Raw genomic sequence first — 26,264 nt, forward strand, 5'->3', positions numbered from 1 at the left:
TCAGGCCTCTTGATCAAGATTGGCGGCAATCCATTGCTTGATGGCTTCAATGTCGTGCTGGCCGGTTTCATGCCCGGCATGGACACGCTGGACAGTAAGGTCCGCTCCGGCCTGCCGCAACAGCGCTTCGAGATCGGGCGTCCTGGCGCCGAACAGGTCGTGGTCGCCATTGACCATCAGAATTTTCACATGGCTCAAATCCGCGTGCGATGTCTCCTCAAGAACATTCATCGCGCGCAGGAGAATTGCATTCCTGACAAGGCCGGGATGCAGCAGCATGGTTGCCACCAGCATGTTGGCGCCGTTGGAATAACCCAGAAACACCGTGCGTTGGAGATCGAGACGATAGGCCTCGGCGGCCCCTTCGATGAAGGCCGCCAGTGCTTCGGCCTCCGAACGGATATCCTGCTGATCGAAACTCAGGGGGCCGAAGCGGCGGAACCAGCGGCCGATGCCCTCTTCATTGCTGCGCCCGCGTAAGCCAATGAGGGTGGCGTGCGGCGCGGCATTGGCGGCAAGGGGCAGCAACGTGGTCTCATTGCCGTCGGAGCCATGCAAAAGCACAAGCGTCAGGCCATCGGTGTGGTCGGGCGTATAGACGCGGTGCACGAAAGGCAGCTCGCGGTAGAGGAACCGCTCCTCGCCGGGCAGGCCGAACTGCGGCAGCATCACTTTGAGATTGGCGGCCTCTTCGGCAAAATGCGGCGGAATGAACAGTTGCGTGCCGAGCGTTTCCAGCGGTTCGTCCACAAGCATGCCGGGACCGTCGGTCGCCATCTCGAACAGCGTGCCGCCGGGCTCGCGCACATAGATCGAGTGAAAATACTTGCGGTCATGCATGGCGGTCGCGTCCGACCCATCCGTGATCAGGCTGTTGTATGTCTCCTGGACATGGGCAATATCGGGCGCGCGGAAGGCGATGTGATCGACCGTGCCGGTGCCGGGCGCCGAACTCCAGAAGCCGCTGGCATCGCGCACATCGACGCAATCGCCGGTATCCGAAACCATCCGCACAATCGTGTCGGTGCGCTCGCCGGCGTGAAAGCCGAAATAGGTTTCGAGAAAGGCGCAGGTGGCCTGCGGCTGTTCGGTGAGGACAGTGGCGCCGCGGATGCGCCGGATGGCGTCTGCCGCGGCAATACCCCGGACGGTCCACGGCGCGGTGCCCGTTACGCCTGATGTTCCGACGAGTTTCACGATCACGCCGTCGGGATCTTTCAGCCGCAAGACCGTTTCGCCGAACTCCTGTGCAGGGCCGGTGACGGCAATGTTGTGCTGGAGTGCGCGGGTCAGCCAGAAGCCGATGGCATCCGGGGCGATGGCAAGCGCAATTTCGCTCGGCTGGCCGTAACCCACTCGGCCGAGCGACCCGTCTTCCCAGACGAGAAAGGTGATCAATGAACCGGGGGTTGCCGATGTGTCGCCGTAGAAGAGGTGAAGCTGGGTTGCGTCTTCATAACCGCCGGTGCGCTTGACGAGGCGAAGGCCGAGAAAACCGGCATAGAAGTCCACATTCGCCTGAACGCTGCGGGTGATCAGGGTGATGTGGTGGATGCCGCTTGTCATGAAGTTCCTCCGCCTGTGGATCATGCGACCAATATGCGGCGATCAATACGGGGAAAGCCAGCGGGCGGCAATCAGGCAGGGCCTGAAAAAACAACACCCACCGCGGGAGGAGGTGCGGTGGGTGCTATTTGTAAGGCCGGCTGGGAGGAGGAGTGCCGGCCTTTGAACGTTCGGAACCTGGGAGGAGGTCATCCCGAACGTTAACTTTGAATTCGATTAGCGCGCAGCTGCGGCCTTCTTGGCAACGAAGGCGATATCGCCACGGGAGATGCCGAGGTCGTTCAGTTCACGTGCGGACAGGCGGTTCAGTTCCGTGACGGTGTCACGATAACGGCGCCAGTTGTTGTAAGAGCGGATCAGGTTCATTTCACTCACCTTGGTAACTTATTGTTTGTTGGATCATTTCTTGATCGTGACCTGCATATAGTCGATGCCCGGCGAAACTTGCAGTGACAAGAATGCATAGCTGCTTTGCAGGAAGTGCGGAGTGGATGGCCAAATTGGGGCGGGTCGAATCACGTCAATCATGACGGTCCGGAAGAGGTGCAGAAACCCGCTTTGCTTCTTGCCGCGGCAGCCGGCCCGTCCGGTTATCGCTGCCCGTGACTGCGGACCTTTTGAACGACCCTTCGCAGCGGCTGCGTCATCCGCCACGAGGTGCTCGATCGGATGGCGGTCAGTTCCTCCTGCAGCCGCAGAATAATCTGCGCCTGTTCCCGGGACATTTGCTCCAGTGCGCTGTGGTCCGGATTGTGCCTGTCCATGGCTGCGGCATGAAGAAGCCGCATCTTCTTGATCTCGCGCCGCAGGGCAATGTTGTCGAGCTGCTCCAGCGACGGAAAGTCATCCGATGCCGCCGCCGGGAGTTTTGGCAGGGTTTGCACGGCAATTTCCGATTCCACCCGCACTTTTTCAGGATCTATCAGGCTCTTGTGCAGCGGCAGGATGGATTCGAGGCTCGCCGACGGGGGCAGGCATCCCCGGAGCGTGGAAAAGAGATATTCGGGGTCCTGGGTGAAACGCGGAAAGGCGATGAGATAAATCGGTATTCCCGCCCGCGTCAGGCGCTCGACAAGGTGGTGGAATCCCACGGCCAGCAGCCGGGCCTGATCGACGGGATCGAGCGCATACACCGCGCCTCCGGGCGTTTCTCCCCAGTGGTCCCAGGTCCGTGCCTCGTCGGCCATCCATTCCTGGGTGTGATGGAGTCTCTGCAGTTCGAGAATGATCCGGCTGCTTGCCGCTTCCGCCAGATTGCGTATGGGAATGATGACGCCGTCAATCGTAATGTCGGTGCGCTTGAGCACCTCGTCGATGAACTGGTACAGCCAGGGGGATTTGACGACGTAGGGAAGGTTCGCGCCGCCATGGAGGACAAGATCCTCCAAACCGGCATTGGCGTCCTCTATCAGATGGGTCTGTCCGTTGGATCTGGTGATGTGTGTGGTCAGTCCCAGGGCATCGAGATATCGGACGAGAAGGCTCGTTCCGGCCCGGCCTGTACCCGCGATGAGGAGATGATTTGCCATGCGTGTCTCGTATTATCTGGCAAACAGATACACCCGGCCTTGGGCGGAAAACAGTTACAAGTTGTTAAGTTTGTTGATCGCGAAAAAGCCCGTTTTCTGGGCATGGGGACGCCGCCTGCGGGCAGACTTTTCGGTGCCGCGGCGGGGACGGCAAATCGAAATCCCCGATTGAACCGGTATTGAGCATGGCCTTGCTGTCGGTTCGCCGGGGCTTGGGCCAAGATCGGGCTCCTGATCCCCACGCGAGAACGAAGCCGTGTACGACGAGTATGACGACAAACAACACCTGCATTACACGACACCGGTCTGGGTGCATCTGCTGGCCTTTGGCGTCGTGGTGGGGATTGCCGTGCTGATCTGCGAATTTTGCCAATCCCTGGCCTAGAATCAGGATTGCCGCGTCATCGGCCAATGCCGGTCGCGCTAACAGCGATATCGATTTTCGTCGGGAAGGAATGGCGCGCCCGAAAGGATTCGAACCTCTGACCCCCAGATTCGTAGTCTGGTGCTCTATCCAGCTGAGCTACGGGCGCGTGCCACACTTGCGCGTTCGTCTGCGCAGGCCGGTTCGTAATCGGTTGGGCTGTGAATTGCAAGCAGCTTTGGCAAAAAAACCGCAACAATTTTTTGCCGGAACGTCGCACCCCGGTTTATTCGGCGGCTTAGCGCCTTTCCGGCCGTGTGCACCCGCGTCTTTCCGGCAGAAAAGAAAAGGCCCGGAGAATGTCCGGGCCTTTGTGCAGGTCTTAAAGGTTGCGCCCGATGGCGAGGAACTTGTCGCGCCGGTCTTTCCTGAGCGCTTCGCCGTCCATCAATGCCATGGATTTCAGGGCAACGTTGATGATGTTGCCCGTCGCCTCGATCACCGCATCCTTGCCGCGATGGGCGCCGCCCGTGGGTTCGGGAATGATGCCGTCGATGATTTTCAGCTCGTACAGGTCCTGTGCCGTGATGCGCATGTTGGTTGCTGCATCCTTGGCGCGGGTGGAATCGTGCCAGAGGATCGATGCCGCGCCTTCCGGCGAGATCACCGAATAAATTGCATGTTCGAGCATGTAGACCCGATTCGCCGTGGCAATGGCGATGGCGCCGCCGGAGCCGCCTTCGCCGATGATGACGGAAACCATCGGCACTTTCAGGTTCAGCGATGCCGCGGTGGACCGGGCAATGGCTTCCGCCTGTCCGCGCTCTTCCGCGGCGATGCCCGGAAAGGCGCCGGCCGTATCGACGAGCGTGATGACCGGAAGGCTGAAGCGGTCGGCCAGGCCCATGACGCGCACGGCCTTGCGGTAGCCTTCGGGCATGGCCATGCCGAAATTGTGCTTGAGGCGGGACTTCGTGTCGTTGCCCTTTTCCTGGCCGATCACGGCGACGGCCTGGCCGTTGAAACGGGCAAGACCGGCCTGGATGGCCTCGTCTTCGGCAAAGTTGCGGTCACCGGCGAGCGGCGTGAAGTCCGTGAACAGCTTGCCGATGTAGTCGACGCAATGCGGACGGTCGGGATGGCGGGCGATCTGCGCCTTCTGCCAGGGGGTCAGCTTGCGGTAGAGATCGCGCAAAGCCTCGGCCGACCGCTTTTCCAGGCGGGCAATCTCGTCATTGGTGTCGAGTGCGCCGCCTTCTTCCGCAAGCTTCTTCAGTTCGAGAATCTTGCCATCGAGATCAGCAACCGGCTTTTCGAAATCGAGATAGTTGTACATGGACGACGTGTCTGCCTGCATAACGGTGGATTTTTCACGACCTAACTGGCTGTTGCGGACGCTCATGTCAAGGAAGCATGGCCGACAAGGCGCGTTCGCGGCGCCAGTTATAGGGATAATTCCGGCGAAGGTGTGGTGGAAACCCGTGGATAAGGACGAAGTTCAAGGCCTTGACTGCGTGGCGTGCCTGGCGGAAGAGCCGCCGCGGGCGCCGCTCATGCATCCGGCTTCCTGGTCGACGCCGGCTTCGGTGCCGGTCTTGCCCGCTTGGCGGGTTTTGGGCGCTGCCAGCCGATCCAGGCGCCTTCGCCGTCGTAATAGTGAAAGCCCTGCGATGCATTGTGCAGGCCCTTGCGCAGCTCGTCGATGTCGAGACCGGGCATGTTCTGCAGAAGGGCGGGCGGAAGATGGTCGATGTTCAGCCAGTCCGCATGGAAATAGATGTGTTCGGGAGCCTTTTCGTTGTCAACGATGATGAACCATTCGCTCTCCATGTAGTCGCCGAACCAGGGGTCGGGAAACATGGCCTGTTTGAAGGAGAAGCCGAAACCGTCGATCTCGTCCCAATCCCAGTGTTCCCGCCAGCCCATGGAGCGGATCAGCTGGCTGGACCGCGTGAACCCGGTTTCGTCGAAGCGCATCACTTCGCTATCGGCTTCGACAGGCGCCGGTTCCGGTCTCGAAAACAGCTTTTTCAACAGCCGCCACATTGAGAGTCCCGCCAAGTCTATGGTCCCGCCTGTTTCGCGGGGGAATGGGTTCAGTCTGCCAGAGGGTGGTGCTCCGTGACAAGGCGGTGCAACCGCTCCTCCATGACATGGGTATAAATCTGGGTCGTTGAAATATCCGAATGACCCAGCAATTGTTGGACCGCCCGCAGGTCCGCGCCATTCTGCAGGAGATGGCTGGCGAAGGCATGCCGTAACACGTGCGGCGAGATTGCTGAAGTCACAAGTCCGGCACGGGCGGCCAGCCCCTTCAATTCGCGGGCGAAAACCTGCCGCGCCAGAAAGCCGCTTTCGGAGATGGCCGGGAACAGCCAGGGATTGCCGGCAAGGTTCGGCAGGGCATCGCGCACGGCGAGATATGTGGTCATTGCCGTGCGGGCCTTGCCGGAGAGCGGGACCATGCGGTCCTTCGAGCCCTTGCCGCGCACCATCAGAAAGCGGTGATCGGACCGGGCAACCGTCACCGGCAGCCCGACCAGCTCGGAAACGCGCAAGCCCGTCGCATAGAGAATTTCCAGCAGCGCATGCAGGCGCAGGGCGCGCAGATGATCGCCCGCCGGGGCCGCCGCGTCCAGGGTTTCCAGTTCGGCCCGCGCCAGCAGTTTCTCAACATCCGCCTCGCTGAGGATTTTTGGCAGCGAACGGTCCTTCCTTGGCGCGTCCAGCGTGCCCGTCGGGTCATCGGTGCGGATATTTTCCGTATAGAGAAAGCGGAAGAACTGGCGCAGGGCTGAGAGCCGCCGTGCCTGCGATGTCGCGGCATAGCCGCGTCCGGCGATATCGTCGAGATAGGCGCGGATTGTTGCGGGCTCCGCCATGGTCAGCTGCATGCCGGCGGCGCCGGCGAAAGCCGCCGCGTCCTCCAGGTCGCGGCGATAGGACTCGAGCGTGTTCTGCGCCGCGCCGCGTTCGGCGCTCATCATCTCAAGAAATGTTTCTATCGCTGCTGCTGCACGCATGGCTCTACTTTGGATTGCCGGGTTTGATATTGAGCTTTTCGGCGGGAATGCGGATGGTTAGTTCCGTCTGCGTCGGATGCACGAAGGTCACCAGCGCCAGCATTCCCGCATAGACGAGCCCGGCGAGAACCGCGAGGGTGATGATCAATCGGGTCAGTGTGGGCATCAAATCGACTTTGCAAGCTGGCTTTCCATGTTCCATAATCCTGCAACGGAAACTCTTATGAATTGATGAAGGCCAGACATAAGGACAACCCCACACTTTGCTTGACGAAAGCCCGGTTTTCCTGTCGAAACGCATTTATGAACAGCATTGACGATATTCTTGGCACAGCCCAGGTTCCGGAGTTGGCCCGATCCATCCGGGAGCGCCTGGGGCACCGGTCTATTGTGCTCGTCGGTTTGATGGGCGCAGGCAAATCCACCGTGGGTAAAAAACTGGCTTCGCTGGTCGAATTGCCGTTTTTTGACGCCGATAACGAGATTGAAAAAGTCTCGACCATGACCATTCCCGAACTGTTCGAGGCCTATGGCGAAGCGGAATTCCGCGACCTGGAGCGCCGGGTTATCGCGCGCATGCTCGAAGACGGCCCCATCGTTCTGGCAACCGGCGGCGGCGCCTATATGAACGAGCAGACGCGCGGCGCCATCGCATCCGAAGGCATATCGATCTGGCTGAATGCGGAACTCGACGTGCTGATGAACCGCGTTGTGCGCAAGCAGAACCGGCCGCTCCTGAAAAGCGACAATCCGCGCGCCGTCATGGAACGGCTGATGAGCGAGCGCTATCCGGTTTACGCGCAGGCGGATCTGACCATTCTCTCACGCGAGGAAAAGAAAGAAATCATCGCGCTTGAAGCGATGCAGGCCGTATCGCAGCATCTGGACAGCAAGGAATCCGCGCGATGAACGCCCTGACGACAGTTCCGGTCAAACTCGGAGACCGTTCCTACGACATTCTCATCGGCGCGGGCCTGATCGAGCGTGCCGGGCAGGAGATTGCCGGGCGCACGGGCGCAGGGCGGGTGGCCATCGTCACGGACGAGAACGTTGCCGCGCTGCATCTGCAGCGCCTGGTTGACAGCCTGAAGGCCGCCGGCATCGAATCGACGCCGGTTCTCGTTGCCCCCGGTGAAAAGTCGAAAGGTTTTGCCACGCTCGAAACCGTCACCAATGCCATTCTGGCTGCCCGGCTGGAGCGGGGCGATATCGTCATCGCCTTTGGCGGCGGCGTGATCGGCGATCTCGCGGGCTTTGCCGCAAGCATCGCCCGGCGCGGCATGGGCTTCGTGCAGATACCGACCTCGCTGTTGGCCCAGGTGGATTCATCCGTTGGCGGCAAGACCGGCATCAACACGGCGCATGGCAAGAACCTCGTCGGCGCGTTCTACCAGCCGCAACTGGTGCTGGCCGATACGGATGTGCTCGACACGTTGAGCCCGCGCGAATTTCGCGCCGGCTATGCGGAAGTTGCCAAATACGGGCTGATCGACCGGCCGGATTTCTTCGCATGGCTGGAGACGAACTGGCAGGGCATTTTCGCCGGCGGGCCGGAGCGGACCCACGCCATTGCCGTATCCTGCCAGTCAAAGGCCGATGTCGTGGCGCGCGACGAGCGCGAAACCGGCGACCGGGCGCTGCTCAATCTCGGCCACACATTCGGCCACGCGCTGGAGACAGCCACGCAATACGATTCCGCCCGTCTCGTGCACGGCGAAGGCGTTGCCATCGGCATGGTCCTCGCCCACCAGTTTTCGGTTAAGATGAATCTGGCGAGCGCCGACGATGCCCGGCGGGTCGAAGCGCATTTGCGGCAGGTCGGGCTGCCGGTTTCCATCGGCGACATTCCCGGTGCCTTGCCGCCGGCGGAGAGGCTGATGGAGTATATTGCCCAGGATAAGAAGGTGACGCGGGGCACGCTGACCTTCATTCTCACCCGCGGTATCGGCCAGTCCTTTATCGCCCGGGATGTGCCGCCATCGGCCGTTCTCAGCTTTTTGCAGGAGAAACACCCAAAATGAACCTGGAACTCTGGATCTTTTGCGGAATCATTTTCCTTCTGATCCTGATGTCTGGTCTTTTTTCAGGATCCGAAACCGCGCTGACCGCCGTGTCGCGCGCCCGGATGCACCGGCTCTCGAAGCGCGGCGATGACCGTGCAACGGTTGTCGAAGGTCTCATCGAAAAGCGCGACCGCCTGATCGGTGTCATGCTGATCGGCAACAATCTCATCAATATTCTTGCGTCATCCCTGACCACGAGCATGCTGCTCAACCTGTTCGGACAGGCGGGCGTTGCCTATGCCACCGCGATCATGACCGTGCTTCTGGTGATCTTCGCCGAGGTGCTGCCGAAATCCTGGGCGATTTCCAGCCCCGACCGCAATGCGCTGGCGCTGGTGCGGTTTGCACAGGTTGCCGTGTTCATCTTCGGCCCGCTGTCGGACCTCATCAACTGGATCGTGCGCCGTATCCTCGGTCTGTTCGGTATCGATCTCGGTTCGGTGAAATCGATGCTGTCGGCGCAGGAGGAACTGCGCGGCGCCGTCGATCTCCTGCACCGGGAGGGTTCGGTGGTGAAGCGCGACCGCGACCAGATCGGCGGTCTGCTCGATCTGCGCGAGCTCGAAGTCTATGACGTCATGATCCACCGGACGGATATGGATTCGATCAACGCCGATGATCCGATCGAGGAGATCATCGGCCAGATTCTGGCGAGCCACCACACCCGCATTCCGGTCTGGCGCGGTGATAACGACAATATTGTCGGTGTCGTGCATGCCAAGGACCTGGTGCGGGCCATCCGCGATTCCAACCGGGATTTCTCCAAGATCAACATCATGAAGGTGGCGACCAAGCCCTGGTTCGTGCCCGATACGACAACCCTGCAGGATCAGCTCAATGCCTTCCTGCGCCGCAAGGCGCATATCGCCATCGTCGTGGATGAATATGGCGACGTGCAGGGCCTGATCACGCTCGAAGACATTCTCGAGGAGATCGTCGGCGATATCGCCGACGAGCATGACATCGACGTTCAAGGCTGCCGCCCCCAGCCGGATGGGTCGGTATTGGTTGATGGCTCGGTTCCGATCCGCGACCTCAACCGGGCGCTCGACTGGAACCTGCCGGATGCTGAGGCCACGACCATTGCCGGTCTCGTCATCCACGAAACCCAGAGCATCCCCACGGAAAAACAGGCATTCACCTTCCACGGCAAGCGCTTCACCGTGCTGAAGCGGGAAAAAAACCGCATTACCCGGCTTCGTATTCGACCTTTGGAGGATGACGAAAAGGGCAAAACCAGTTAAGCTGCCGCCACTGGTTCGATTATTTTAAGATATTGTTTTTTCAGACGCTTTCCTGCGCATAAGCTAGGGGCTGCATGCATATTGTCATTGCCATTTTAAGTGGAATTGCCGCGATTTTTTACTGGATGTTTCGGCTGCAATGGGCCGCTCGTTCCATTCGGGATCTGGACAGAAATACGCCTCGTCTGAGAAACAGGAGCAAGCGGGTATTCGACCGTCTCGTTGGTTCGCGCCATAGCCGGATCCGTGATCCACGGCTGGCGGCAACCGTGCTGATGATCCAGCTCGTGCGCACCGGTGCGCCGCTGACCCAGGCTGAAAGACGGCAGATCATCGCGCTGGTGGCCGGTCCGCTGGGGATCGGCGCTCCGGATGCGATGTTTCGCAAAGCCTGGCGCTATACCAGACGCCGGGGTTCGTTCCCCTCGATGGCTGACGATATGGTGCCGATGCTGCGGGCGCGCCTGAGCGTGGACGAGCGTTTTCAGCTGATCGGCATGCTGTGGCAGACTGCCGCCGCCTATGGCGGGGAGAGCGAGTTGCAGGCGCAGATGATCGTCCGTCTGCAACGGCAACTGATGCAAAGCGAGGAGGTTTAGGCAGGAAAGCCTCTAGCGGCGTGTCGCTTCGCCGGGAGCTGCCGGTTCCAGTGCGAGCGCGTGGACGCTGCCGGCCAGTTCGTCCTTCAGCACCTCGTTGATCGCCCTGTGCCGCGCGACGCGCGACAGGCCCGCAAAAGCTTCTGCGACAATGCGCACGCGAAAATGCGTTTCACCCGAACCGTCGAATGTGGCATGATGCCCGCTGTCTTCATGATGGTGGCCGGCATGAAGGTGGCTCTCGTTGATAACGGTCAATGAAACAGGATGAAAAGCCTGCGTCAGTTTGTTTTCGATCGCTGACTGAGTGGACATTTCGTTCTCCTGAGCCCATATGGTAGTTTCATTTGGCAAACCCGTACATGATCACAAATTTACCGCCATTTCAGGCGTTAGGTTGATCCATGGGCAATTGTCAATTCTTGTCTTGTAAACCAATCCGTTGATAATCGTACGCAATGACCTCAAATTCGAAATATTTTGACAGCATCCGCATCCGCCCGAAAAAGGTGGAAGAGGAGAAATCGCGCATTCCCGTGTGCCAGTGGGATGGCTGCGACAAGCCGGGTCCGCACCGTGCACCGGTTGGGCGCATGAAGGAAGGCGAGTTCTTCCATTTCTGCATCGATCATGTCCGCGAGTACAACAAAGGCTACAATTATTTTTCTGGCCTCTCCGATGTGGAAGTTGCGCGTTATCAAAAGGAAGCCCTGACCGGCGACCGGCCGACCTGGACCGTCGCGGGCCTGCCGGGCAGCGGCGCTGGCGCTAGCGCGGCGGCTGCAGCGTCCGGCGGTGCCAAGACGTCGCCGGACTTTTCCAAGCTGCGTTCGGGCCGGGCTGCCTATCAGAACCGTTTCCGTGATCCGAACAGCGTGTTCGGTGATGCACGGCCGAGTGCGCGCCTGCGCAAGGCCAAGCCTTTGGAGGCAAAAGCGCTGGATACTCTCGGTCTTGATGTAAAAGCCACTGGCGAAGACATCAAGTCGCGCTATAAAGAACTGGTGAAGCGCCATCATCCCGATGCAAACGGCGGTGATCGGGCTTCCGAGGATCGTTTCCGCGACGTTATCCAGGCTTATCAATTGCTCAAACAGGCTGGTTTTTGCTAAGGACCATGTTTGGCTGAATTCGAAGCCTCCCGTCGAGGCTTCATGGGTGTGACTATCTTATTGCGTCTGCGCGTGCAGTCGCGCTGGAGGCATGATGAATAAGGTTGATCGCGATATTGCGAATTTGCCGGATACTACGGTTTCTGCCGCAAAGCTTTTCGGATTTGATACCGACATGATGGTCCCTGCCTACAAGGCAGGCGATGCTTACGTGCCGGAGACCGATCCGGATTATCTGTTCGACAAGCAGACCACGCTGGCCATTCTGGCCGGGTTTGCCTTCAACCGGCGCGTCATGGTGTCCGGCTACCACGGCACAGGCAAGTCGACCCACATCGAACAGGTCGCCGCCCGCCTCAACTGGCCGTGCGTGCGCGTCAATCTCGACAGCCATGTCAGCCGTATCGATCTCGTCGGCAAGGATGCCATCGTCGTTAAGGACGGCATGCAGATCACCGAATTCCGCGACGGTATCCTGCCATGGGCCTATCAGCACAATGTGGCGCTGGTGTTCGACGAGTATGATGCCGGCCGTCCGGACGTGATGTTCGTGATCCAGCGCGTGCTGGAATCGTCCGGCCGCCTGACCCTGCTCGACCAGAGCCGCGTGATCCGTCCGCACCCGGCGTTCCGCCTGTTCGCGACAGCCAACACCGTCGGTCTCGGCGATACAACCGGTCTCTACCACGGCACGCAGCAGATCAACCAGGCGCAGATGGACCGCTGGTCCATCGTGACGACGCTCAACTATCTGCCGCATGACAACGAAGCCGCCATCGTTCTGGCCAAGGCCAAGCACTACCAGAACAAGGAAGGCAAGGAGATCGTCTCGAAAATGGTCCGCGTTGCCGACATGACCCGTGCCGCCTTCATCAATGGCGATCTCTCCACGGTGATGAGCCCGCGTACGGTCATCACCTGGGCTGAAAATGCCGATATCTTCAAGGATGTCGGCTTCGCCTTCCGCCTGACCTTCCTCAACAAGTGCGATGAACTGGAACGTCCGATCGTTGCCGAGTTCTATCAGCGTGCGTTCGGCAAGGAACTGCCGGAGTCGACGGCCAATGTGGTCATAGGCTGAGCGTCATCAGAGCATGGCGGGCCCGGGAGACAATTCACGCACAAATCCGAAAGGCCCGGTTGATTCCGAGCCCTTCAAGCGCGCGGTTACGGCCTGCATGCGGGCCATTGCCGGTGATCATGAAATGGAAGTCGGGTTTGGCAATGATCGCCCGGCCCTGACGGGGCATCGGGCGCGTCTGCCCGACCTGCCCAAGCGTCCGACGGCGAACGATATCGCGGTTACCCGCGGCATCGGCGATTCCATGGCGTTGCGCAAGGCATGCCACAACGACCGCATTCATGCGACGCTGGCGCCGGAAGGCAAGCAGGCGCGTGCCATTTTCGATGCGGTCGAACAGGCGCGCGTCGAGGCAATCGGTGCCCTGCGCATGGACGGCATGGCCGAGAATCTCAGTTCGATGCTGTCGGACAAATATTCCCGCGCCAATTTCCCGGCCATCACCGACAAGGCCGAAGCACCGCTGGAAGAAGCGATTGCGCTTGTGGTGCGCGAGAAGCTGACGGGCCGCAAGGCGCCCGAGTCCGCCGGCAATGTCGTCGACCTCTGGCGTGACTGGATCGAGGAAAAGGCAGCGGCCGACCTCGAGCATCTCGGCGAAAAGATCAACGACCAGAACGCTTTCGCCCGCGTCGTCCGCGAAATGCTGGCCTCCATGGAGATGGCCGAAGAGCTGTCGCAGGAAAGCGAGCAGGACGAGGACCAGGAAAACAACGAGGACACACCGGAGCCCGAAGAGAACAACGAGGGCGGTTCCGACGAAGACCAGGGCAGTGACGCATCCGAGGATGATGATTCGGAAAGCTCCAGCGACGACAGCCAGTCGGGCGAGACCGAGGCCGCCGATGCTTCCTCCGACGAGATCGACGACGATGCGGATACGGATGCGGAAATGCCCGGCGAGGCACGCCGTCCGAACCAGCCGTTTTCCAATCTCGGCAGCGAAAGCGGCTACAAGGTCTTCACCCAGGAATTCGACGAAACCACCGATGCGGAAGAGCTGTGCGACGATGCGGAGCTGGAGCGCCTCCGGGCTTTCCTCGACAAGCAGCTCGCCAATCTTTCCGGTGTCGTCGGCCGCCTGGCCAACCGCCTGCAGCGGCGCCTGATGGCGCAGCAGAACCGTTCCTGGGATTTCGATCTGGAAGAGGGCTATCTCGATTCGGCGCGTCTCGTGCGCGTGGTCATCGATCCGACGCAGCCCCTGTCCTACAAGCAGGAACGCGATACGGATTTCCGCGATACGATCGTCACCCTGCTGATCGACAATTCCGGCTCCATGCGTGGCCGTCCGATCACGGTCGCGGCGACCTGCGCCGACATTCTGGCGCGCACGCTCGAGCGCTGCGGTGTGAAAGTCGAGATTCTCGGCTTCACCACCAAGGCATGGAAGGGCGGGCAGGCGCGCGAGGCCTGGCTGGAGCGCGGCAAGCCTGCCAATCCCGGCCGTCTCAACGATCTGCGCCACATCGTCTACAAGCGCGCCGATGCCCCGTGGCGCCGTTCCAGGCGCAATCTCGGGCTGATGATGCGCGAAGGGCTGCTGAAGGAGAACATCGACGGCGAAGCCCTGATCTGGGCGCATCAGCGTCTGTTGGGTCGGCCAGAGCAGCGCAAGATACTGATGATGATTTCCGACGGTGCGCCGGTCGACGATTCCACCCTGTCGGTCAACCCAGGCAATTATCTCGAGCGGCACCTACGCGCCGTGATCGAAGAGATCGAGACGCGCTCGCCGGTCGAACTGATCGCCATCGGCATCGGCCATGACGTGACGCGCTATTACCGGCGCGCGGTGACCATCGTCGATGCGGAAGAGCTGGCGGGCGCGATGACCGAGCAGTTGGCATCGCTGTTTGAAGAACAGGAACAGCGCCGCGCCGCGGGCAAATCTGCCGCCCGCAAACGCTGACATGAACCGTATGGCGCTGCTTGGTCGGCGCATACGGTTCATTCTTCTTCCGGTTCTGCCGCCCGAGGTCGTCGCGGCGGCCGATTCGATCCCGCAGAGAAATCTTTATCTGGAATTCCGGTTGGCCGAATAGATCGCCGGCGCGAAGACGGCGAGAATGGCGCCATAGGGCACCAGCATCACCACGGCCATGACAATCTTCACCATCAGGTCGCCGAAGCCGAGCGACATCCACAGCGGGATATCCTTGCCGAGGAAAGGCACCAGCATGGCGAGCGATGAGTCGGCACGACCCATCGCCAGATCGATCCAGGCGAACTGGGCGGCAAAGGCGATGGAGAAAAACAGCAGCGTATCGAGCAGTGAACCGAACACGGCGGACGCGAACGGCGCTTTCCACCAGGTCAGCTGGCGCAGTTTGCTGAAGACGGTGACATCCAGCAGCTGGGCGCAGAGAAACGCCGAGCCTGAGGCGATGGCGATGCGCGGCGTTGCCAGCCAGACCGACAGAATCACCGCGATGACGAAACCGGCATAGACGACCTTGCGGGCGAATTGCGGTCCGAAACGGCGGTTTGACAGGTCATTGACGAGGAAGGCAACGGGATAGGTGAAAGCGCCGTAGGTCAGGATTTCGCCCAGTCCGAGATGATTGAACGGGTACTGCACCAGGATATTCGACGCGGCCACGACCGCGCACATGGTGAGAACGGGGAAAATGAAATCCGGCAGGGAATAGGCGCGCGAAAGCGGCATTTTTTTATCCTGGGTAATGGAACCAGCAACAATAAGGCCAGCATGCGCTGGCCTCAAGCGATCATGATCTTAAAGCTGTGTCGGTCGATCAGGCAGCAACAGGCGCTTCAGCCGACTTCTTGGCAATCTGGCGCTTCAGGAGGCGGGCACGCTGTGACAGCTCCTTCTCGTCAGCCTTGTTCAAGAATGCATCCAGACCACCGCGATGTTCAACGGTGCGCAGGGCATGGGCCGAAACACGCAGACGGAAGCTCTGACCGAGAGCTTCGGAGATCAGCGTAACGTGGCAAAGGTTCGGCAGGAAGCGGCGGCGCGTTCTGTTGTTCGCGTGGCTCACATTGTTGCCGTACTGTACCGATTTAGCGGTCAATTCACATGTGCGGGACATTGGGTCTCACCTTCAAAATTCATTACCTATAGCCCGAATGTTCTTGTTACCATCACACGTCGCCGTGCAGCGGCGCGCATATCGGACAGGCGGCCTATTGGGAAGTCGCGTTTCTATAGTGATATGAGCCGCGCGCGTCAAGTGTGCTTCTGCTCCGGTTTTGTGTATTTAACGGACTTGTCGCAATGTTTAACACAACTTTGCCTGCTTTGTACGGTCTCACCACAGGCAATTCACACGTGCGTGATGCAATTTGAAGGAGCGGGACATGACTGGTCTCATTCGGCGGCCCGGCTGCGGATATGCTGCGATTGCCGCAGGGATACTGCTCGTTGCGGGGGCACTCCCGGCGCGCGCCGAGGAAGTCTACAAATCCGATTACCGGGTTTCGCTGCTCGGCCTGACGATTGCCAAGGCGAATTTTTCAACCAGTGTCTCGGGCGACGCCTATACGGTATCCGGCGGCCTGAGAAGCTCGGGCCTCGTGACCGTCTTCGACGACACCAAGGGCAATATCGATGTCAAAGGCCAGTTTGGCAAAACCGGCCCGCTGCCGAACTCCTATCTGGTCAAGTACCGGCACGGCAAGAAGGATAAAAGCACTTCGATTGCCTTCACCAATGGCAATGTGACGGAAACAACCAATGTCCCGCCGGTCAGGAAGAAGGACAAATGGGTGGAGCTTGAGCCTGCGGCGCTGCAGGGCGTGACTGATCCGATCTCCGGCGTTATGGTCGCAGCGGACAGCATCGGCCAGGTCTGCACCCAGACCCTGCATCTCTATGACGGACAGACGCGGGTGGACCTTCAGCTCTCGCCATCCGGGAGCCCGCAACCGTTCTCCACCAAGGGTTTCAAAGGCGATACGATCACCTGTTCGGTCAAGTTCATTCCGGTCGGCGGCTACCAGGCGGGGCGCGACGCGATCGAATATCTGAAAAACAAAAGCAAGATCAGTCTCACCTTTGCATCCCTCGGCAAGTCCGGTATCTATTCGCCGGTGCAGGCGAAGATCGGCACGCAGATCGGAACGGTGACGGTTTACGCGACCCGTTTTGAAAAGATGCAATAGAAGCGGCAGGGGCGCCGCTCTTTCGAATGGGGGCGGCGCGTGGCTACATCAGTCGGGTTTCTTGCGGTTATCATGTGGGCGATGCTCGCGCTGTTTACCGATGTCTCCGGCAAGGTGCCGCCGTTTCAGCTGACGGCCATGACCTTCGCCATCGGCGCCTGTCTTGGCCTGTTGTCCTGGCTCTGGCGACCGGGCGCGGCGCAGCACCTGCGCCAGCCGGCAAAGGTCTGGGCTCTCGGCGTTGTCGGCCTGTTCGGCTATCACTTCCTGTATTTCACCGCCCTGCGCAACGCGCCGGCCGTTGATGCCAGTCTCATCGCCTATCTCTGGCCGCTGTTCATCGTGGTCGGCTCGGCGCTGATGCCGGGCGAACGCCTGCGCTGGTTCCATGTGCTGGGAACCCTTTTGGGACTGGCCGGCACGGTGCTGATCGTCACCAAGGGCGGCAGTGTCGGCTTCGAGGCGCAATATGCCTTCGGTTACGCCATGGCCGGGCTTTGCGCCCTGACCTGGTCTGCCTATTCGCTGCTGTCGCGGCGTTTTGCCAGCGTGCCGACCGATGCGGTGACCGGCTTTTGCGTCGCGACATCGGTTCTGTCGCTGATTTCGCATCTCGCGCTGGAGCAGACCGTCTGGCCCGAATCGCTGACGCAGTGGCTGGCCGTGCTGGGGCTCGGGCTTTTCCCGGTGGGCGCGGCCTTCTATGCCTGGGATTTCGGCGTCAAGCGCGGCAATATCCAGGTGCTGGGTGCATCGAGCTATGCGGCGCCGCTGCTGTCGACGCTTGTCCTGATCGCGGCGGGGGCCGCCGAACCGACGGTGCGCGTCCTGCTCGCCTGCCTGCTGATCACCCTTGGCGCCGTACTTGCCGCCAAGGAGATGATTTTCCGGAAACGGGTTTAGGGCTCCCAACCCGGTTGGAAGACTTCTTATGGTTTCCAACCCGGCTCGGCCAGCTCGAACTGGGCGAAGTCGAAGCCCGGTGCAACCGTGCAGCCGACCAGCGTCCAGTCGCCAAGCGATTTGGCTGTCTGCCAGTGCCCGGCGGGAACAATGCCCTGCGGCCGCTCGCCTGCCATGATATCCATGCCGAGCCGGTGGACCTCATGCGGCGCGCCTTCGGTTGCAATGGTCAGTTGCAGCGGTGCCCCGCCATACCAGTGCCAGACCTCGGCCGCGTCTTTCACCCGGTGCCAGGCGGAAACCTCGCCTTTTTCCAGGAGGAAGTAGATGGCGGTGGAATGGCCGCGCCCGCCCACCGGCCAACCGTTCTGGTTGTCGCGAAACATCTGGATATAGGCGCCGCCCTCGGGGTGCGGCTGCAGCCCCAGCGCGGTGCGAATCTGCTCAGCGGTCAACGTCATCAGAAATTGTCCTTGCGCTTGCGGATTTCGGTGAAAACGGCCTCGTCGCTGGCGTTCTCCAGCTTCAGGTTGCGGCGGATTGCCGGGTCATGCCAGCGCAGGAACGGGTTGGTTGCCATTTCGCGCAGCAAAGTGGTGGGCAATGTCGGCAGGCCGGCCTCGCGCAGGGCAAAGATCTCCCTGGCGCGTTCCTTCAATGCCGAATTGTCCGGATCGATCGACAGGGCAAACCGCGCATTGCTTTCGGTATATTCGTGCCCGCAATAGATCTGCGTGTCGACCGGCAGCTTGATGAGGTGGTTGAGCGACCGGAACATGGTTGCCGGGGTTCCCTCGAACAGGCGCCCGCACCCGAGCGAGAACAGCGTGTCACCGGCGAAAACAACCTTGGCTTCGGGGATATGATAGGAAATCTCGCCGGCGGTATGGCCGGGCGTGGAAATGACGAACACGTCGAAATTGCCGAAGCGGAAGCGGTCGCCGTGTTTCAGCGTGCGGTCGATGCCGGGTATATTGGCCTTTTCCGCGTCCGGGCCGAGGATTTCGAGCTTGAACCGCTTTTTCAGCGCAAGGTTGGCGCCGACATGATCATTGTGGTGATGGGTCGAGAAGATATGGGTCAGCGTCCAGCCGCGGCGCTTGAGCGCGTCGAGCACGGGCTTTTCCTCCGGAGCATCGATGGAAGCGGTGAGATTGGCATCGGGGTCGTGGATCAGCACGCCGAAATTGTCGCTGAGCGCGGTGAACTGTTCTATCTGCAGATTTGACATGGGGCCTGTCCGGTTTGTGCGTTGCGATCAGGATAGCCAGCTGTCCGGCAGGCGCAACCCGTCTCCAAGCCATTTTCTTGATGTTATGATTTGCCGTGTTAGGTTGGATATATGCATCTCGATATCATCGACCTCCGCACCTTCTATGCTTCCACCCTCGGCCACCTGACCGAGCGTGCGATTACCATGGCCCTTGCGCCGATCTGGCCGAAACTGCCGGGCGAACGGCTTGTCGGTCTTGGCTATGTCGTGCCCTATCTCGACCGGTTTCGCGGCGACACGGAGCGGACATTCGCCTTCATGCCTGCCGGGCAGGGCGCGGCGAGCTGGCCGCCGGCGGAAGCGTCGTCGACGGCGCTGGTGTTCGAGGAAGACCTGCCGCTGCCGGATTCGGCGGTGGACCGCATTCTGATGGTACACGCCCTGGAACACGCGGAAGACCCGCGCGAGACACTCAAGGAAATGTGGCGGGCGCTAGCCCCGAACGGGCGGCTCGTCATCGTCGTTCCCAACCGGCGCGGTATCTGGGCGCGTTTTGAACACACGCCTTTCGGCAGCGGACGGCCCTATAGCCGGGGGCAGTTGATCCGCCTGCTGCGGGAAACCAATTTCACGCCGGGTCCGTGGGCCGAAGCGCTGTTCTTCCCGCCATCGTCGCGGCGCTGGATCATGCGCCCTTCCAGTCTGTTCGAACGGGTCGGACGGCGTTTCTGGCCGGTGTTCTCCGGCGTCCTCATCGTGGAAGCGCAAAAACGCATCTATCAGGGCCTGCCGGTGGCCAAGCGTGCTTCAAGGCGCGTGTTCGTGCCGGTGCTCTCGCCGCAGGGCACGGCGATGCGGCGGGACGGCCCGGACGAGAATTGAGTGTTAGCGCCGCAGCAGGAATACCGCCTGCTGGCCGAAGAGGTTCCAGAAACCCCAGGGCATGTTGAAGCCGATTCTCTGGCCGAAGGCATTGAGCGCCACGGCCGTTTCCACCTGCGCGCCGATTTCCCTCGTCATGTCGACGAAGTCGTTGATGGTGCAGAAATGGATGTTGGGCGTGTCGTACCAGCTGTAGGGCAGCTCTTCCGTCACCGGCATGCGGCCGTTGACGAGCAGCGAGGCGCGCATGCGCCAATGGCCGAAATTCGGGAAGGAGACGATGGCCTTCTCGCCGATGCGCAAGAGTTCGGTCAGGACATTCTTCGGATTGCGCGTGGCCTGCAATGTCTGCGACAGGATCACATAGTCAAAACCCGCATCGGGATAATATTTCAGGTCGCTGTCCGCATCGCCCTGGATGACCGAGAGACCGCGCGCCACGGATTCGTTGACGCCCTTCTGCGACAGCTCGACGCCGCGTCCATCGACATTCTTGGTGTTCTGCAGGAGTTCGAGCAGTTCGCCGTCGCCGCAGCCGACGTCGAGCACCCGCGCGCCGGGATTGACCAGCGAGGCGATGACGTCGAAGTCGACGCGCGAAGTGGTGTTCACGCTCATGGCTGCAGGAGACCCCTGGCACGCGCCGCGGAGCGGATGAAGCCGTTGATGGCCGAGAACATTTCCGGCTCGTCGAGCAGGAAGGCATCATGACCGCGGTCGGTCTCGATCTCGACAAAGGAGACGGAGGCACCGGCGGCATTCAGCGCATGGGCAACGGTGCGGCTTTCGCTGGTCGGGAACAGCCAGTCGCTGGTGAAGGAGACAATGCAGAACCGCGTCTTCGATCCGGCGAAGGCATCGGCCAGCCGTCCCTCATGCTCCGCCGCCAGGTCGAAATAGTCCATGGCGCGGGTCATGTAGAGGTAGGAGTTGGGGTCGAAGCGCTCGACGAACGACATGCCCTGATGGCGCAGGTAGCTTTCGATCTGGAAATCCGCGTCGAAACCGAAGGTCACGTTCTGCCGGTCCTGCAGGTTGCGTCCGAATTTGCGGTGCAGGGCGGTTTCCGAGAGATAGGTGATGTGCGCGGCCATGCGGGCCACAGAGAGGCCTTTGCGCGGAATGGTGCCTTCTTCCAGATAACGGCCTTCCCGCCACTCCGGGTCCGCCATGACGGCCTGACGGCCCACTTCATGGAAGGCGATATTCTGCGAGGAGTGGCGCGCGCCCGTGGCAATGGCGACGGCGGCAAAAACCCGGTCGGAATGGCTCGATGCCCATTCCAGAACCTGCATGCCGCCCATGGAGCCGCCGACCACGGCAAAAAGCTGTTTGATGCCGAAATGATCGACCAGCATGGCCTGCGCCCGCACCATGTCGGCAATGGTGATGATCGACAGGTCGAGCGCGTAGGGCTTGCCGGTTTCGGGATTGATCGAAGCCGGGCCGGTCGAACCGAGGCAGCCGCCGAGCACATTGGAGCACAGAACGAAGAAGCGGTCCGTATCGATGGGCTTGCCCGGGCCAACGAGGGTTTCCCACCAGCCGTTCTTGCCGGTCACGGGATGCACGTTGGCAACGTGCTGGTCGCCGGTCAGCGCATGGCAGATCAGGATGGCGTTGGACTTGTCGGCATTGAGCGTGCCGTAGCTCTGATAGGCGATGCGGAACGGGGAAAGCACGACGCCGCTGTCGAGATGCAACGGCTTGTCGGCGCCAAACTCCACCACGGGGCTGTGGGGATTTGTCGCTTCCTGGCTTCTCTGATCGGGACTGGCGGACGGGTTGCTGAATTTCGTCATTTTCGCGCGATTTTAGCTTTGTGGGCGGTAGCTATGGTCGCGCAACCGGCAAAGTCAATGGTTTCTTTGATTTTCCGGACTTGGCGCCGCAAGTTTGGCTCGACATCGCGCCTGTTGGCGGCTATGCCCCGTGGCTTGAGCCATTGCCTGCGATGACCATCGATTTCAACGATGTTACGGATCTTGTGAATCATGACAACGACATTGAAAGACACGCGCCCCACACCAAAACCCGGTGTTCTCGACATTGCCGCCTACGTCCCCGGCAAGGAATCGGCCCCCGGCGTTGCCAAGGTCTACAAGCTCTCTTCGAATGAAACCCCTCTGGGCGCGAGCAAGCATGCGACCGAGGCCTATCACGCCGCATCCGCACGCCTTGAAATCTATCCCGACGGCCAAGCCACCCAGCTCAAGCAGGCGATTGCCGACGTGCATGGGCTGAACGCCGACAACCTGCTGTGCGGCAACGGCTCGGACGAACTGCTCGGCCTGTTGTGCCAGTCTTTCAACGCTCCCGCGACCGACGAGATCTACACCGAGCACGGTTTCATGGTGTACAAGATCTACATCATGGCGGCCGGTGCGACGCCCGTCGTGGCCAGGGAAAAGAATGAGCAGGCGGAGGTCGATGCCATTCTCGCCGCTGTCACGCCGCAGACCAAGATCGTGTTCCTGGCCAACCCGAACAATCCAACCGGCACCTACATTCCCTTCGAGGAAGTGCGCCGCCTGCATGCGGGCCTGCCGAAGAACGTCCTGCTTGTTCTCGACGCAGCCTATGCGGAATATGTGCGCCGCAACGATTACGAAGCGGGTATCGAGCTCGTCTCGACGTTCGAGAACGTCGTGATGACCCGCACCTTCTCGAAAATCCACGGCCTTGCCGCCCTGCGGATCGGCTGGATGTTCGCGCCGGCGCATGTCATCGACGCGGTCAACCGCATCCGCGGGCCGTTCAACCTGAACTCCGCCGCCATTGCGGCCGGTGCTGCCGCTGTCCGCGACCGTGCGCATGTCGACAAGGCTGTTGCCTTCAACGATACATGGCTGCCATGGCTGACCGAACAACTGTCGGGGCTGGGCCTGCGTGTCACGCCGTCGGTCGGCAATTTCCTGCTCGTGCATTTCCCGGACGATGCGGCGAAATCGGCCGACAAGGCAGACGCCCATCTGACCAGCAGGGGCTATATTTTGCGCCGTGTTGCGGGCTACGGATTCCCCAACGCGTTGCGCCTTACCATTGGATCCGAGGAAGCCAATCGCGGCGTAGTCGCTGCACTCTCCGAATTCTTGAAGTAAACAATGTCCAAAATCCATTTCGATACCATTGCGCTGATCGGCATTGGCCTGATCGGTTCGTCGCTGGCGCGCGTCATCAAACGCGAGGGCCTGGCAGATCACATCGTCATCTCGACCCGCAGCGAAAGCACGCTGCAGCGCGCCGAAGCGCTTGACCTGGGCGACAGCTATGTCCTCGACAGTGCGGAAGCGGTCAAAAACGCCGATCTGGTCATCATTTCCGTGCCCGTGGGCTCGTCCGGTGACGTTGCCAGGCACATTGCCGGATCGCTGAAAGCTGGTGCCATCGTCACCGATGTCGGTTCGACCAAGGGATCGGTCATCGCGCAGATGCAGCCGGAACTGCCGGCGCATGTGCATTTCATCCCCGGCCACCCGCTCGCCGGTACGGAATATTCCGGACCCGATGCGGGGTTTGCCGAGCTCTTTGCCAACCGCTGGTGCATCCTGACACCGCTTGATGGCACCGATCCGGTTGCCCTCGACCGGCTGACGAAATTCTGGGAAGCCTGCGGCTCGCGGCTCGATACGATGGATCCGGTGCATCATGACCGGGTGCTGGCCATCGTCTCGCACCTGCCGCACATCATCGCCTACAACATTGTCGGCACGGCGAGCGACCTGGAAGAAGTGACCAATTCGGAAGTGATCAAATACTCCGCCTCCGGTTTTCGCGATTTCACCCGCCTTGCCGCGTCGGACCCGACCATGTGGCGTGACGTGTGCCTGCACAACAAGGATGCGATCCTTGAAATGCTGGCGCGGTTTTCCGAGGATCTCGCCTCGCTGCAGCGGTCAATCCGCTGGGGCGACGGCGATGCGCTGTTCGATCTCTTCACCCGCACCCGTGCCGTCCGGCGCGGGATCATCGATGCGGGCCAGGAAGTGGATGCACCCGATTTCGGGCGCCAGAAGGCGGGTGCCAAGAGCGCCTGACAGCACTGTACCCGGCTGTACTTGCCCTCACAGCGAGGGCAGGCGGCCGATGCTGATGAAGCCGACCGACATCTTGCCGTTCTTGACCGAGACGGGAAGTGTCGGCGCGCCGCTTGCGTCCTTCGGCACGAAGGCCATGGCCTGCAGCACGGATGAAATGATCTTGTCCTGACCGGGGAAGATGCTCTTTGCCGTATTGGCAACGCTTTCCGGGTTGCGCAGGGTGATCTTGAAGTCGCCGCTGATACGTCCGTCGTCCGCCACGGAGAAGGGCCCCGATATGGCGATGCCGCTGCCGTCGGGCAGGGCCAGGTCCACGTTGCGCAACAGGCCGGACTGTCCGCGCAGGATGCTCAGATCACGTTCCGTCTTGCCGATCAGGGCAAAGCCGTTTGCCATCTGGATATCGGCGGCGCCGGTCAGTTCGGGCAGCGGCTTGTCGTAGACCGTGTTGTCGGCAACCTTCAGGCTGCTGAACGACAGGGCGATATCCATGACCGGCTCCATGGCGCGGAAATGCAGCTGGCCGTCCTTCAGGGTGGCAAACGGTGTGCCGGCACCGGACGGGTTGTGCTGGGTGACGACGATATTGCGGCCCTGCACCGACAGGCGTTGCGGAATGGGCTTGTCCAGCCGCACGCTGGATTTCAAATTGTCCCAGTTCAGGTCCAGCGGCGGCATGCCGGGAGCGCTGACGGCAGCCGGGCCGTCGATTTCGCTGACGATGTGGAACGGTGCATAGATCTGCGCGGCGGAGCGGAAGGCACCGGCACTGATGGAAACATTTTTCGCCTGGTCGACCCATGACACCTTGGAGCAGTTGAGGCCGAGGCGGAACGGATAGCCGCTGGCCGCCGCATTATCGCACGCGGCGTTGATGCCCTTGGCCTGCAGCCCGGCAATATTGGCGGCAACCCGCGTTTCCAGCATGTTGGCCACGTAGTACCACCCGCCCGTATAGAGCAGGCCGACGAGGACGATACCGGCGGCCAGGAAACGGATACGCCGTCCGGCATTGTAAGGTTTGTCGGCAGTGCTTGACGTCATGGTCCGGGTCTCGCTATCGGTCAGGGAAGAAGCTTCGCAATGAAGTACAGCTATCAGGACGGATATGGGCGATTTTTGGGTCTTTGGCTACGGTTCTCTGATGTGGAAGCCAGGCTTTGCACATGTTGAAACCATGCATGCGCGCCTGCACGGCTATCGGCGGGCGCTGTGCGTGCGTTCCTACGTGCATCGCGGCACGCCGGAACGGCCGGGGCTTGTGCTCGGTCTCGATCATGGCGGTTCCTGCCTCGGCCTGGCCTTCCGGGTTCCCGGCGAGCTTGAAGACGAGGTTGTCGCCTATCTGCGCGAGCGGGAACTGGTCACCAATGTCTATCTGGAAAAGCGGCTGGCCGTCCGTCTCAGGGATGGCCGCAGGGTCGAGGCGCTGACCTATGTGGTCGACCGCAGGCATGTGCAGTATGCGGGGGCGCTGACGGTTGAACAGGCCGCCGCCACCGTGCGCGGCTCGGTTGGTCAGTCCGGCCGCAATGAGGATTACGTGCACAATACGCTGGAGCACATGCGCAAGATGAATATCCGCGACCACTGGTTCGAAACCCTGGTCGCCGCCATCGACCGCAATCCCGGCTAGGGATCAGGTTGTAATTTTACCAGTTGCAGCAGCTGCCGTGCGTGGTTCGACAAGCTCACCATCGGTGTTGCGGACCCCCGGAAATCTTAGACCGTTACTCCGAGCTCCTTCAGCCGCTGCACTGCCGTTGGCGGCAGGGGCGGCGGGTTTTCCGAGCGGGCCGCCTCGATCAGCAGTTCATCGCATGCGGCTTCCGTCACCTCCTGCAATTTTTTCAGGAAGCTCTCGGCGTCGAGGCCCGGCTGGATCGGCGGCAGGATGCGGCAGCGGATCGTACCGGGATAGCGGCGGAACTTGCGGCGCGGCCAGTACAGTCCGGCAACATGCGCGATCGGCAGAACCGGTACGCCGAGCTCGGTATAGATATGCGCCACGCCGTATTTGTAGGCAGGCGGCGCACCCGGTGCGGTGCGGGTGCCTTCCGGATAGATCATCAGCTGGCGGCCCTGGGCAACGGCGTCCCTCGCCCCCCGGATCGCCGTCTTCATGGCGACCGAGCGTTTGCCCCGGTCGATCGGCACCATCTTCATCTTGAGGATGTACCAGCCGAACAAGGGAATCCACATCAGCTCGCGCTTGAGAATATAGACGGGATCGGCGATCTGCGGCAGGAAGGCATAAGCATCCCAGAACGATTGATGTTTGGGCGCGCAGATGTAGGGACCATCGGGAATGTTCTCGATACCCTCGATCACGTGATCCGTGCCGGCCAGAACCTTCTGCAACCAATGGTTGGACCTTGCCCAGTTCTTCGGCACGCTCCAGGCATTCCTGCGGGAGCTGAGGAAGTAATAGGGCGTGAAGATGATCATCTGGATGATCAGGTTGAGATAGAAGGCGATATTGAAGACAATTGATCGGAGGATCGTCATCGGGGTCCC

General features: G+C 60.9%; 30 protein-coding genes and 1 tRNA gene. 14 read left to right on the forward strand and 17 right to left on the reverse strand.

Going from position 1 to position 26,264, the window contains the following annotated elements; translation table 11 throughout:
- From RDL77_RS14640 to RDL77_RS14650, 3 genes are all read right to left on the reverse strand, one after another.
- Nucleotides 1-1,566: a VOC family protein gene (locus tag RDL77_RS14640; protein ID WP_288193508.1), complete on the reverse strand. Its 1,566-nt coding sequence runs from the start codon at nucleotides 1,564-1,566 to the stop codon at nucleotides 1-3.
- Nucleotides 1,567-1,782: 216 nt separating this feature from the next.
- Nucleotides 1,783-1,932 carry a DUF1127 domain-containing protein gene (locus tag RDL77_RS14645; protein WP_091879951.1) on the reverse strand — a complete coding sequence of 50 codons (150 nt, stop codon included), beginning with the start codon at nucleotides 1,930-1,932 and terminating at the stop codon, nucleotides 1,783-1,785.
- A 224-nt stretch (nucleotides 1,933-2,156) separates the two neighbouring features.
- Complete coding sequence (locus tag RDL77_RS14650) at nucleotides 2,157-3,095, reverse strand: hypothetical protein (RefSeq protein ID WP_223613576.1); 939 nt, start codon at nucleotides 3,093-3,095, stop codon at nucleotides 2,157-2,159.
- A 256-nt stretch (nucleotides 3,096-3,351) separates the two neighbouring features.
- On the opposite strand from RDL77_RS14650, the gene RDL77_RS14655 reads away from it, so the two are divergent.
- On the forward strand, nucleotides 3,352-3,480 hold the full coding sequence (locus tag RDL77_RS14655) for a hypothetical protein (protein ID WP_288193509.1): 129 nt from the start codon (nucleotides 3,352-3,354) through the stop codon (nucleotides 3,478-3,480).
- A 71-nt stretch (nucleotides 3,481-3,551) separates the two neighbouring features.
- On the opposite strand, the gene RDL77_RS14660 is transcribed toward RDL77_RS14655, so the two are convergent.
- The 5 genes from RDL77_RS14660 to RDL77_RS14680 form a co-directional block, all read right to left on the reverse strand.
- Nucleotides 3,552-3,628 (reverse strand) — tRNA-Arg (locus RDL77_RS14660).
- A 213-nt stretch (nucleotides 3,629-3,841) separates the two neighbouring features.
- Complete coding sequence (locus RDL77_RS14665; protein WP_288193539.1) at nucleotides 3,842-4,795, reverse strand: acetyl-CoA carboxylase carboxyltransferase subunit alpha; 954 nt, start codon at nucleotides 4,793-4,795, stop codon at nucleotides 3,842-3,844.
- 215 nt (nucleotides 4,796-5,010) lie between these two features.
- Complete coding sequence (locus tag RDL77_RS14670) at nucleotides 5,011-5,520, reverse strand: hypothetical protein (protein WP_288193510.1); 510 nt, start codon at nucleotides 5,518-5,520, stop codon at nucleotides 5,011-5,013.
- A 35-nt stretch (nucleotides 5,521-5,555) separates the two neighbouring features.
- The gene (gene xerD, locus RDL77_RS14675; RefSeq protein ID WP_288193511.1) at nucleotides 5,556-6,482 is read right to left on the reverse strand and encodes a site-specific tyrosine recombinase XerD; all 927 of its coding nucleotides are present in this window, start codon (nucleotides 6,480-6,482) and stop codon (nucleotides 5,556-5,558) included.
- 4 nt (nucleotides 6,483-6,486) lie between these two features.
- Nucleotides 6,487-6,648 carry a histidine kinase gene (locus RDL77_RS14680; RefSeq protein ID WP_288193512.1) on the reverse strand — a complete coding sequence of 54 codons (162 nt, stop codon included), beginning with the start codon at nucleotides 6,646-6,648 and terminating at the stop codon, nucleotides 6,487-6,489.
- A 155-nt stretch (nucleotides 6,649-6,803) separates the two neighbouring features.
- On the opposite strand from RDL77_RS14680, the gene RDL77_RS14685 reads away from it, so the two are divergent.
- The 4 genes from RDL77_RS14685 to RDL77_RS14700 all read left to right on the forward strand — a co-directional run bounded on the left by RDL77_RS14685 (nucleotide 6,804) and on the right by RDL77_RS14700 (nucleotide 10,388).
- Nucleotides 6,804-7,391, forward strand: coding sequence for a shikimate kinase (locus tag RDL77_RS14685; protein ID WP_374042721.1), 588 nt, complete (start codon nucleotides 6,804-6,806; stop codon nucleotides 7,389-7,391).
- A complete protein-coding gene (gene aroB, locus RDL77_RS14690) occupies nucleotides 7,388-8,503 on the forward strand; it encodes a 3-dehydroquinate synthase (RefSeq protein ID WP_288193515.1) in 1,116 nt (371 codons plus the stop codon). Before RDL77_RS14685 ends, aroB begins: the two co-directional genes overlap by 4 nt.
- On the forward strand, nucleotides 8,500-9,789 hold the full coding sequence (locus tag RDL77_RS14695) for an HlyC/CorC family transporter (RefSeq protein ID WP_223613570.1): 1,290 nt from the start codon (nucleotides 8,500-8,502) through the stop codon (nucleotides 9,787-9,789). Before aroB ends, RDL77_RS14695 begins: the two co-directional genes overlap by 4 nt.
- 74 nt (nucleotides 9,790-9,863) lie before the next feature.
- Nucleotides 9,864-10,388: a TerB family tellurite resistance protein gene (locus RDL77_RS14700; RefSeq protein ID WP_288193516.1), complete on the forward strand. Its 525-nt coding sequence runs from the start codon at nucleotides 9,864-9,866 to the stop codon at nucleotides 10,386-10,388.
- 12 nt (nucleotides 10,389-10,400) lie between these two features.
- Here the strand turns inward: RDL77_RS14700 and RDL77_RS14705 are convergent, their stop codons facing one another.
- Nucleotides 10,401-10,703 carry a BolA family transcriptional regulator gene (locus RDL77_RS14705; protein WP_223613568.1) on the reverse strand — a complete coding sequence of 101 codons (303 nt, stop codon included), beginning with the start codon at nucleotides 10,701-10,703 and terminating at the stop codon, nucleotides 10,401-10,403.
- Nucleotides 10,704-10,846: 143 nt separating this feature from the next.
- Here RDL77_RS14705 and RDL77_RS14710 point away from each other — a divergent pair, with 143 nt between their 5' ends.
- From RDL77_RS14710 to cobT, 3 genes are all read left to right on the forward strand, one after another.
- Nucleotides 10,847-11,500, forward strand: coding sequence for a J domain-containing protein (locus tag RDL77_RS14710; protein ID WP_288193517.1), 654 nt, complete (start codon nucleotides 10,847-10,849; stop codon nucleotides 11,498-11,500).
- 94 nt (nucleotides 11,501-11,594) lie between these two features.
- Entirely contained in the window at nucleotides 11,595-12,581 is a 987-nt protein-coding gene (gene cobS / locus RDL77_RS14715) for a cobaltochelatase subunit CobS (protein WP_223613566.1), read from the forward strand.
- A gap of 13 nt (nucleotides 12,582-12,594) precedes the next feature.
- The gene (gene cobT, locus RDL77_RS14720) at nucleotides 12,595-14,493 is read left to right on the forward strand and encodes a cobaltochelatase subunit CobT (RefSeq protein WP_288193518.1); all 1,899 of its coding nucleotides are present in this window, start codon (nucleotides 12,595-12,597) and stop codon (nucleotides 14,491-14,493) included.
- A gap of 105 nt (nucleotides 14,494-14,598) precedes the next feature.
- Here cobT and RDL77_RS14725 read toward each other — a convergent pair whose 3' ends face one another.
- Nucleotides 14,599-15,249, reverse strand: a complete 651-nt coding sequence (locus RDL77_RS14725) for a VUT family protein (protein WP_288193519.1) — start codon at nucleotides 15,247-15,249, stop codon at nucleotides 14,599-14,601.
- Between the two features lie 88 nt (nucleotides 15,250-15,337).
- Nucleotides 15,338-15,637 (reverse strand): 50S ribosomal protein L28, encoded by a 300-nt coding sequence (gene rpmB / locus RDL77_RS14730; RefSeq protein WP_091879976.1) that lies wholly within the window; start codon nucleotides 15,635-15,637, stop codon nucleotides 15,338-15,340.
- A 268-nt stretch (nucleotides 15,638-15,905) separates the two neighbouring features.
- Between rpmB and RDL77_RS14735 the strand changes: the two genes are divergently transcribed.
- A complete protein-coding gene (locus tag RDL77_RS14735; RefSeq protein WP_288193520.1) occupies nucleotides 15,906-16,709 on the forward strand; it encodes a DUF3108 domain-containing protein in 804 nt (267 codons plus the stop codon).
- 72 nt (nucleotides 16,710-16,781) lie between these two features.
- Nucleotides 16,782-17,612 (forward strand): DMT family transporter, encoded by an 831-nt coding sequence (locus RDL77_RS14740; protein WP_374042722.1) that lies wholly within the window; start codon nucleotides 16,782-16,784, stop codon nucleotides 17,610-17,612.
- Nucleotides 17,613-17,638: 26 nt separating this feature from the next.
- Here the strand turns inward: RDL77_RS14740 and RDL77_RS14745 are convergent, their stop codons facing one another.
- Nucleotides 17,639-18,073, reverse strand: coding sequence for a cupin domain-containing protein (locus tag RDL77_RS14745; RefSeq protein ID WP_223613562.1), 435 nt, complete (start codon nucleotides 18,071-18,073; stop codon nucleotides 17,639-17,641).
- A complete protein-coding gene (gloB, locus tag RDL77_RS14750; protein ID WP_223613561.1) occupies nucleotides 18,073-18,843 on the reverse strand; it encodes a hydroxyacylglutathione hydrolase in 771 nt (256 codons plus the stop codon). Before gloB ends, RDL77_RS14745 begins: the two co-directional genes overlap by 1 nt.
- 111 nt (nucleotides 18,844-18,954) lie before the next feature.
- Between gloB and RDL77_RS14755 the strand changes: the two genes are divergently transcribed.
- Nucleotides 18,955-19,707: a class I SAM-dependent methyltransferase gene (locus RDL77_RS14755; protein WP_288193523.1), complete on the forward strand. Its 753-nt coding sequence runs from the start codon at nucleotides 18,955-18,957 to the stop codon at nucleotides 19,705-19,707.
- A 3-nt stretch (nucleotides 19,708-19,710) separates the two neighbouring features.
- On the opposite strand, the gene metW is transcribed toward RDL77_RS14755, so the two are convergent.
- Nucleotides 19,711-20,325 carry a methionine biosynthesis protein MetW gene (gene metW, locus RDL77_RS14760; RefSeq protein WP_223613559.1) on the reverse strand — a complete coding sequence of 205 codons (615 nt, stop codon included), beginning with the start codon at nucleotides 20,323-20,325 and terminating at the stop codon, nucleotides 19,711-19,713.
- Nucleotides 20,322-21,509 carry a homoserine O-acetyltransferase gene (locus RDL77_RS14765; RefSeq protein ID WP_223613558.1) on the reverse strand — a complete coding sequence of 396 codons (1,188 nt, stop codon included), beginning with the start codon at nucleotides 21,507-21,509 and terminating at the stop codon, nucleotides 20,322-20,324. Before RDL77_RS14765 ends, metW begins: the two co-directional genes overlap by 4 nt.
- A gap of 192 nt (nucleotides 21,510-21,701) precedes the next feature.
- On the opposite strand from RDL77_RS14765, the gene hisC reads away from it, so the two are divergent.
- Together hisC and RDL77_RS14775 are read left to right on the forward strand one after the other, a co-directional pair.
- On the forward strand, nucleotides 21,702-22,808 hold the full coding sequence (gene hisC / locus RDL77_RS14770) for a histidinol-phosphate transaminase (RefSeq protein WP_288193525.1): 1,107 nt from the start codon (nucleotides 21,702-21,704) through the stop codon (nucleotides 22,806-22,808).
- 3 nt (nucleotides 22,809-22,811) lie between these two features.
- The gene (locus RDL77_RS14775; RefSeq protein ID WP_223613556.1) at nucleotides 22,812-23,744 is read left to right on the forward strand and encodes a prephenate/arogenate dehydrogenase family protein; all 933 of its coding nucleotides are present in this window, start codon (nucleotides 22,812-22,814) and stop codon (nucleotides 23,742-23,744) included.
- Between the two features lie 27 nt (nucleotides 23,745-23,771).
- On the opposite strand, the gene RDL77_RS14780 is transcribed toward RDL77_RS14775, so the two are convergent.
- A complete protein-coding gene (locus RDL77_RS14780; protein ID WP_288193526.1) occupies nucleotides 23,772-24,791 on the reverse strand; it encodes a DUF2125 domain-containing protein in 1,020 nt (339 codons plus the stop codon).
- A gap of 64 nt (nucleotides 24,792-24,855) precedes the next feature.
- Here RDL77_RS14780 and RDL77_RS14785 point away from each other — a divergent pair, with 64 nt between their 5' ends.
- A complete protein-coding gene (locus RDL77_RS14785; RefSeq protein WP_288193527.1) occupies nucleotides 24,856-25,383 on the forward strand; it encodes a gamma-glutamylcyclotransferase in 528 nt (175 codons plus the stop codon).
- Between the two features lie 86 nt (nucleotides 25,384-25,469).
- Here the strand turns inward: RDL77_RS14785 and RDL77_RS14790 are convergent, their stop codons facing one another.
- Nucleotides 25,470-26,255, reverse strand: a complete 786-nt coding sequence (locus RDL77_RS14790; protein ID WP_288193540.1) for a 1-acyl-sn-glycerol-3-phosphate acyltransferase — start codon at nucleotides 26,253-26,255, stop codon at nucleotides 25,470-25,472.
- Nucleotides 26,256-26,264: the final 9 nt, after the last annotated feature.

It is taken from the genome of uncultured Phyllobacterium sp. (genome assembly GCF_902479695.1).
GTDB lineage: Bacteria > Pseudomonadota > Alphaproteobacteria > Rhizobiales > Rhizobiaceae > Phyllobacterium > Phyllobacterium calauticae.

What these genes read in the sequence shown, in the direction of transcription:
- RDL77_RS14640 (WP_288193508.1), bottom strand. Translation starts at nt 1,566, where the DNA reads ATGACAAGCGGCATCCACCACATCACCCTGATCACCCGCAGCGTTCAG.
- RDL77_RS14645 (WP_091879951.1), bottom strand. Translation starts at nt 1,932, where the DNA reads ATGAACCTGATCCGCTCTTACAACAACTGGCGCCGTTATCGTGACACC.
- RDL77_RS14650 (WP_223613576.1), bottom strand. Translation starts at nt 3,095, where the DNA reads ATGGCAAATCATCTCCTCATCGCGGGTACAGGCCGGGCCGGAACGAGC.
- RDL77_RS14665 (WP_288193539.1), bottom strand. Translation starts at nt 4,795, where the DNA reads ATGTACAACTATCTCGATTTCGAAAAGCCGGTTGCTGATCTCGATGGC.
- xerD (WP_288193511.1), bottom strand. Translation starts at nt 6,482, where the DNA reads ATGCGTGCAGCAGCAGCGATAGAAACATTTCTTGAGATGATGAGCGCC.
- RDL77_RS14680 (WP_288193512.1), bottom strand. Translation starts at nt 6,648, where the DNA reads ATGCCCACACTGACCCGATTGATCATCACCCTCGCGGTTCTCGCCGGG.
- aroB (WP_288193515.1), top strand. Translation starts at nt 7,388, where the DNA reads ATGAACGCCCTGACGACAGTTCCGGTCAAACTCGGAGACCGTTCCTAC.
- RDL77_RS14695 (WP_223613570.1), top strand. Translation starts at nt 8,500, where the DNA reads ATGAACCTGGAACTCTGGATCTTTTGCGGAATCATTTTCCTTCTGATC.
- RDL77_RS14700 (WP_288193516.1), top strand. Translation starts at nt 9,864, where the DNA reads ATGCATATTGTCATTGCCATTTTAAGTGGAATTGCCGCGATTTTTTAC.
- RDL77_RS14705 (WP_223613568.1), bottom strand. Translation starts at nt 10,703, where the DNA reads ATGTCCACTCAGTCAGCGATCGAAAACAAACTGACGCAGGCTTTTCAT.
- RDL77_RS14710 (WP_288193517.1), top strand. Translation starts at nt 10,847, where the DNA reads ATGACCTCAAATTCGAAATATTTTGACAGCATCCGCATCCGCCCGAAA.
- cobS (WP_223613566.1), top strand. Translation starts at nt 11,595, where the DNA reads ATGAATAAGGTTGATCGCGATATTGCGAATTTGCCGGATACTACGGTT.
- cobT (WP_288193518.1), top strand. Translation starts at nt 12,595, where the DNA reads ATGGCGGGCCCGGGAGACAATTCACGCACAAATCCGAAAGGCCCGGTT.
- RDL77_RS14725 (WP_288193519.1), bottom strand. Translation starts at nt 15,249, where the DNA reads ATGCCGCTTTCGCGCGCCTATTCCCTGCCGGATTTCATTTTCCCCGTT.
- rpmB (WP_091879976.1), bottom strand. Translation starts at nt 15,637, where the DNA reads ATGTCCCGCACATGTGAATTGACCGCTAAATCGGTACAGTACGGCAAC.
- RDL77_RS14735 (WP_288193520.1), top strand. Translation starts at nt 15,906, where the DNA reads ATGACTGGTCTCATTCGGCGGCCCGGCTGCGGATATGCTGCGATTGCC.
- RDL77_RS14740 (WP_374042722.1), top strand. Translation starts at nt 16,782, where the DNA reads ATGTGGGCGATGCTCGCGCTGTTTACCGATGTCTCCGGCAAGGTGCCG.
- RDL77_RS14745 (WP_223613562.1), bottom strand. Translation starts at nt 18,073, where the DNA reads ATGACGTTGACCGCTGAGCAGATTCGCACCGCGCTGGGGCTGCAGCCG.
- gloB (WP_223613561.1), bottom strand. Translation starts at nt 18,843, where the DNA reads ATGTCAAATCTGCAGATAGAACAGTTCACCGCGCTCAGCGACAATTTC.
- RDL77_RS14755 (WP_288193523.1), top strand. Translation starts at nt 18,955, where the DNA reads ATGCATCTCGATATCATCGACCTCCGCACCTTCTATGCTTCCACCCTC.
- metW (WP_223613559.1), bottom strand. Translation starts at nt 20,325, where the DNA reads ATGAGCGTGAACACCACTTCGCGCGTCGACTTCGACGTCATCGCCTCG.
- RDL77_RS14765 (WP_223613558.1), bottom strand. Translation starts at nt 21,509, where the DNA reads ATGACGAAATTCAGCAACCCGTCCGCCAGTCCCGATCAGAGAAGCCAG.
- hisC (WP_288193525.1), top strand. Translation starts at nt 21,702, where the DNA reads ATGACAACGACATTGAAAGACACGCGCCCCACACCAAAACCCGGTGTT.
- RDL77_RS14775 (WP_223613556.1), top strand. Translation starts at nt 22,812, where the DNA reads ATGTCCAAAATCCATTTCGATACCATTGCGCTGATCGGCATTGGCCTG.
- RDL77_RS14780 (WP_288193526.1), bottom strand. Translation starts at nt 24,791, where the DNA reads ATGACGTCAAGCACTGCCGACAAACCTTACAATGCCGGACGGCGTATC.
- RDL77_RS14785 (WP_288193527.1), top strand. Translation starts at nt 24,856, where the DNA reads ATGGGCGATTTTTGGGTCTTTGGCTACGGTTCTCTGATGTGGAAGCCA.
- RDL77_RS14790 (WP_288193540.1), bottom strand. Translation starts at nt 26,255, where the DNA reads ATGACGATCCTCCGATCAATTGTCTTCAATATCGCCTTCTATCTCAAC.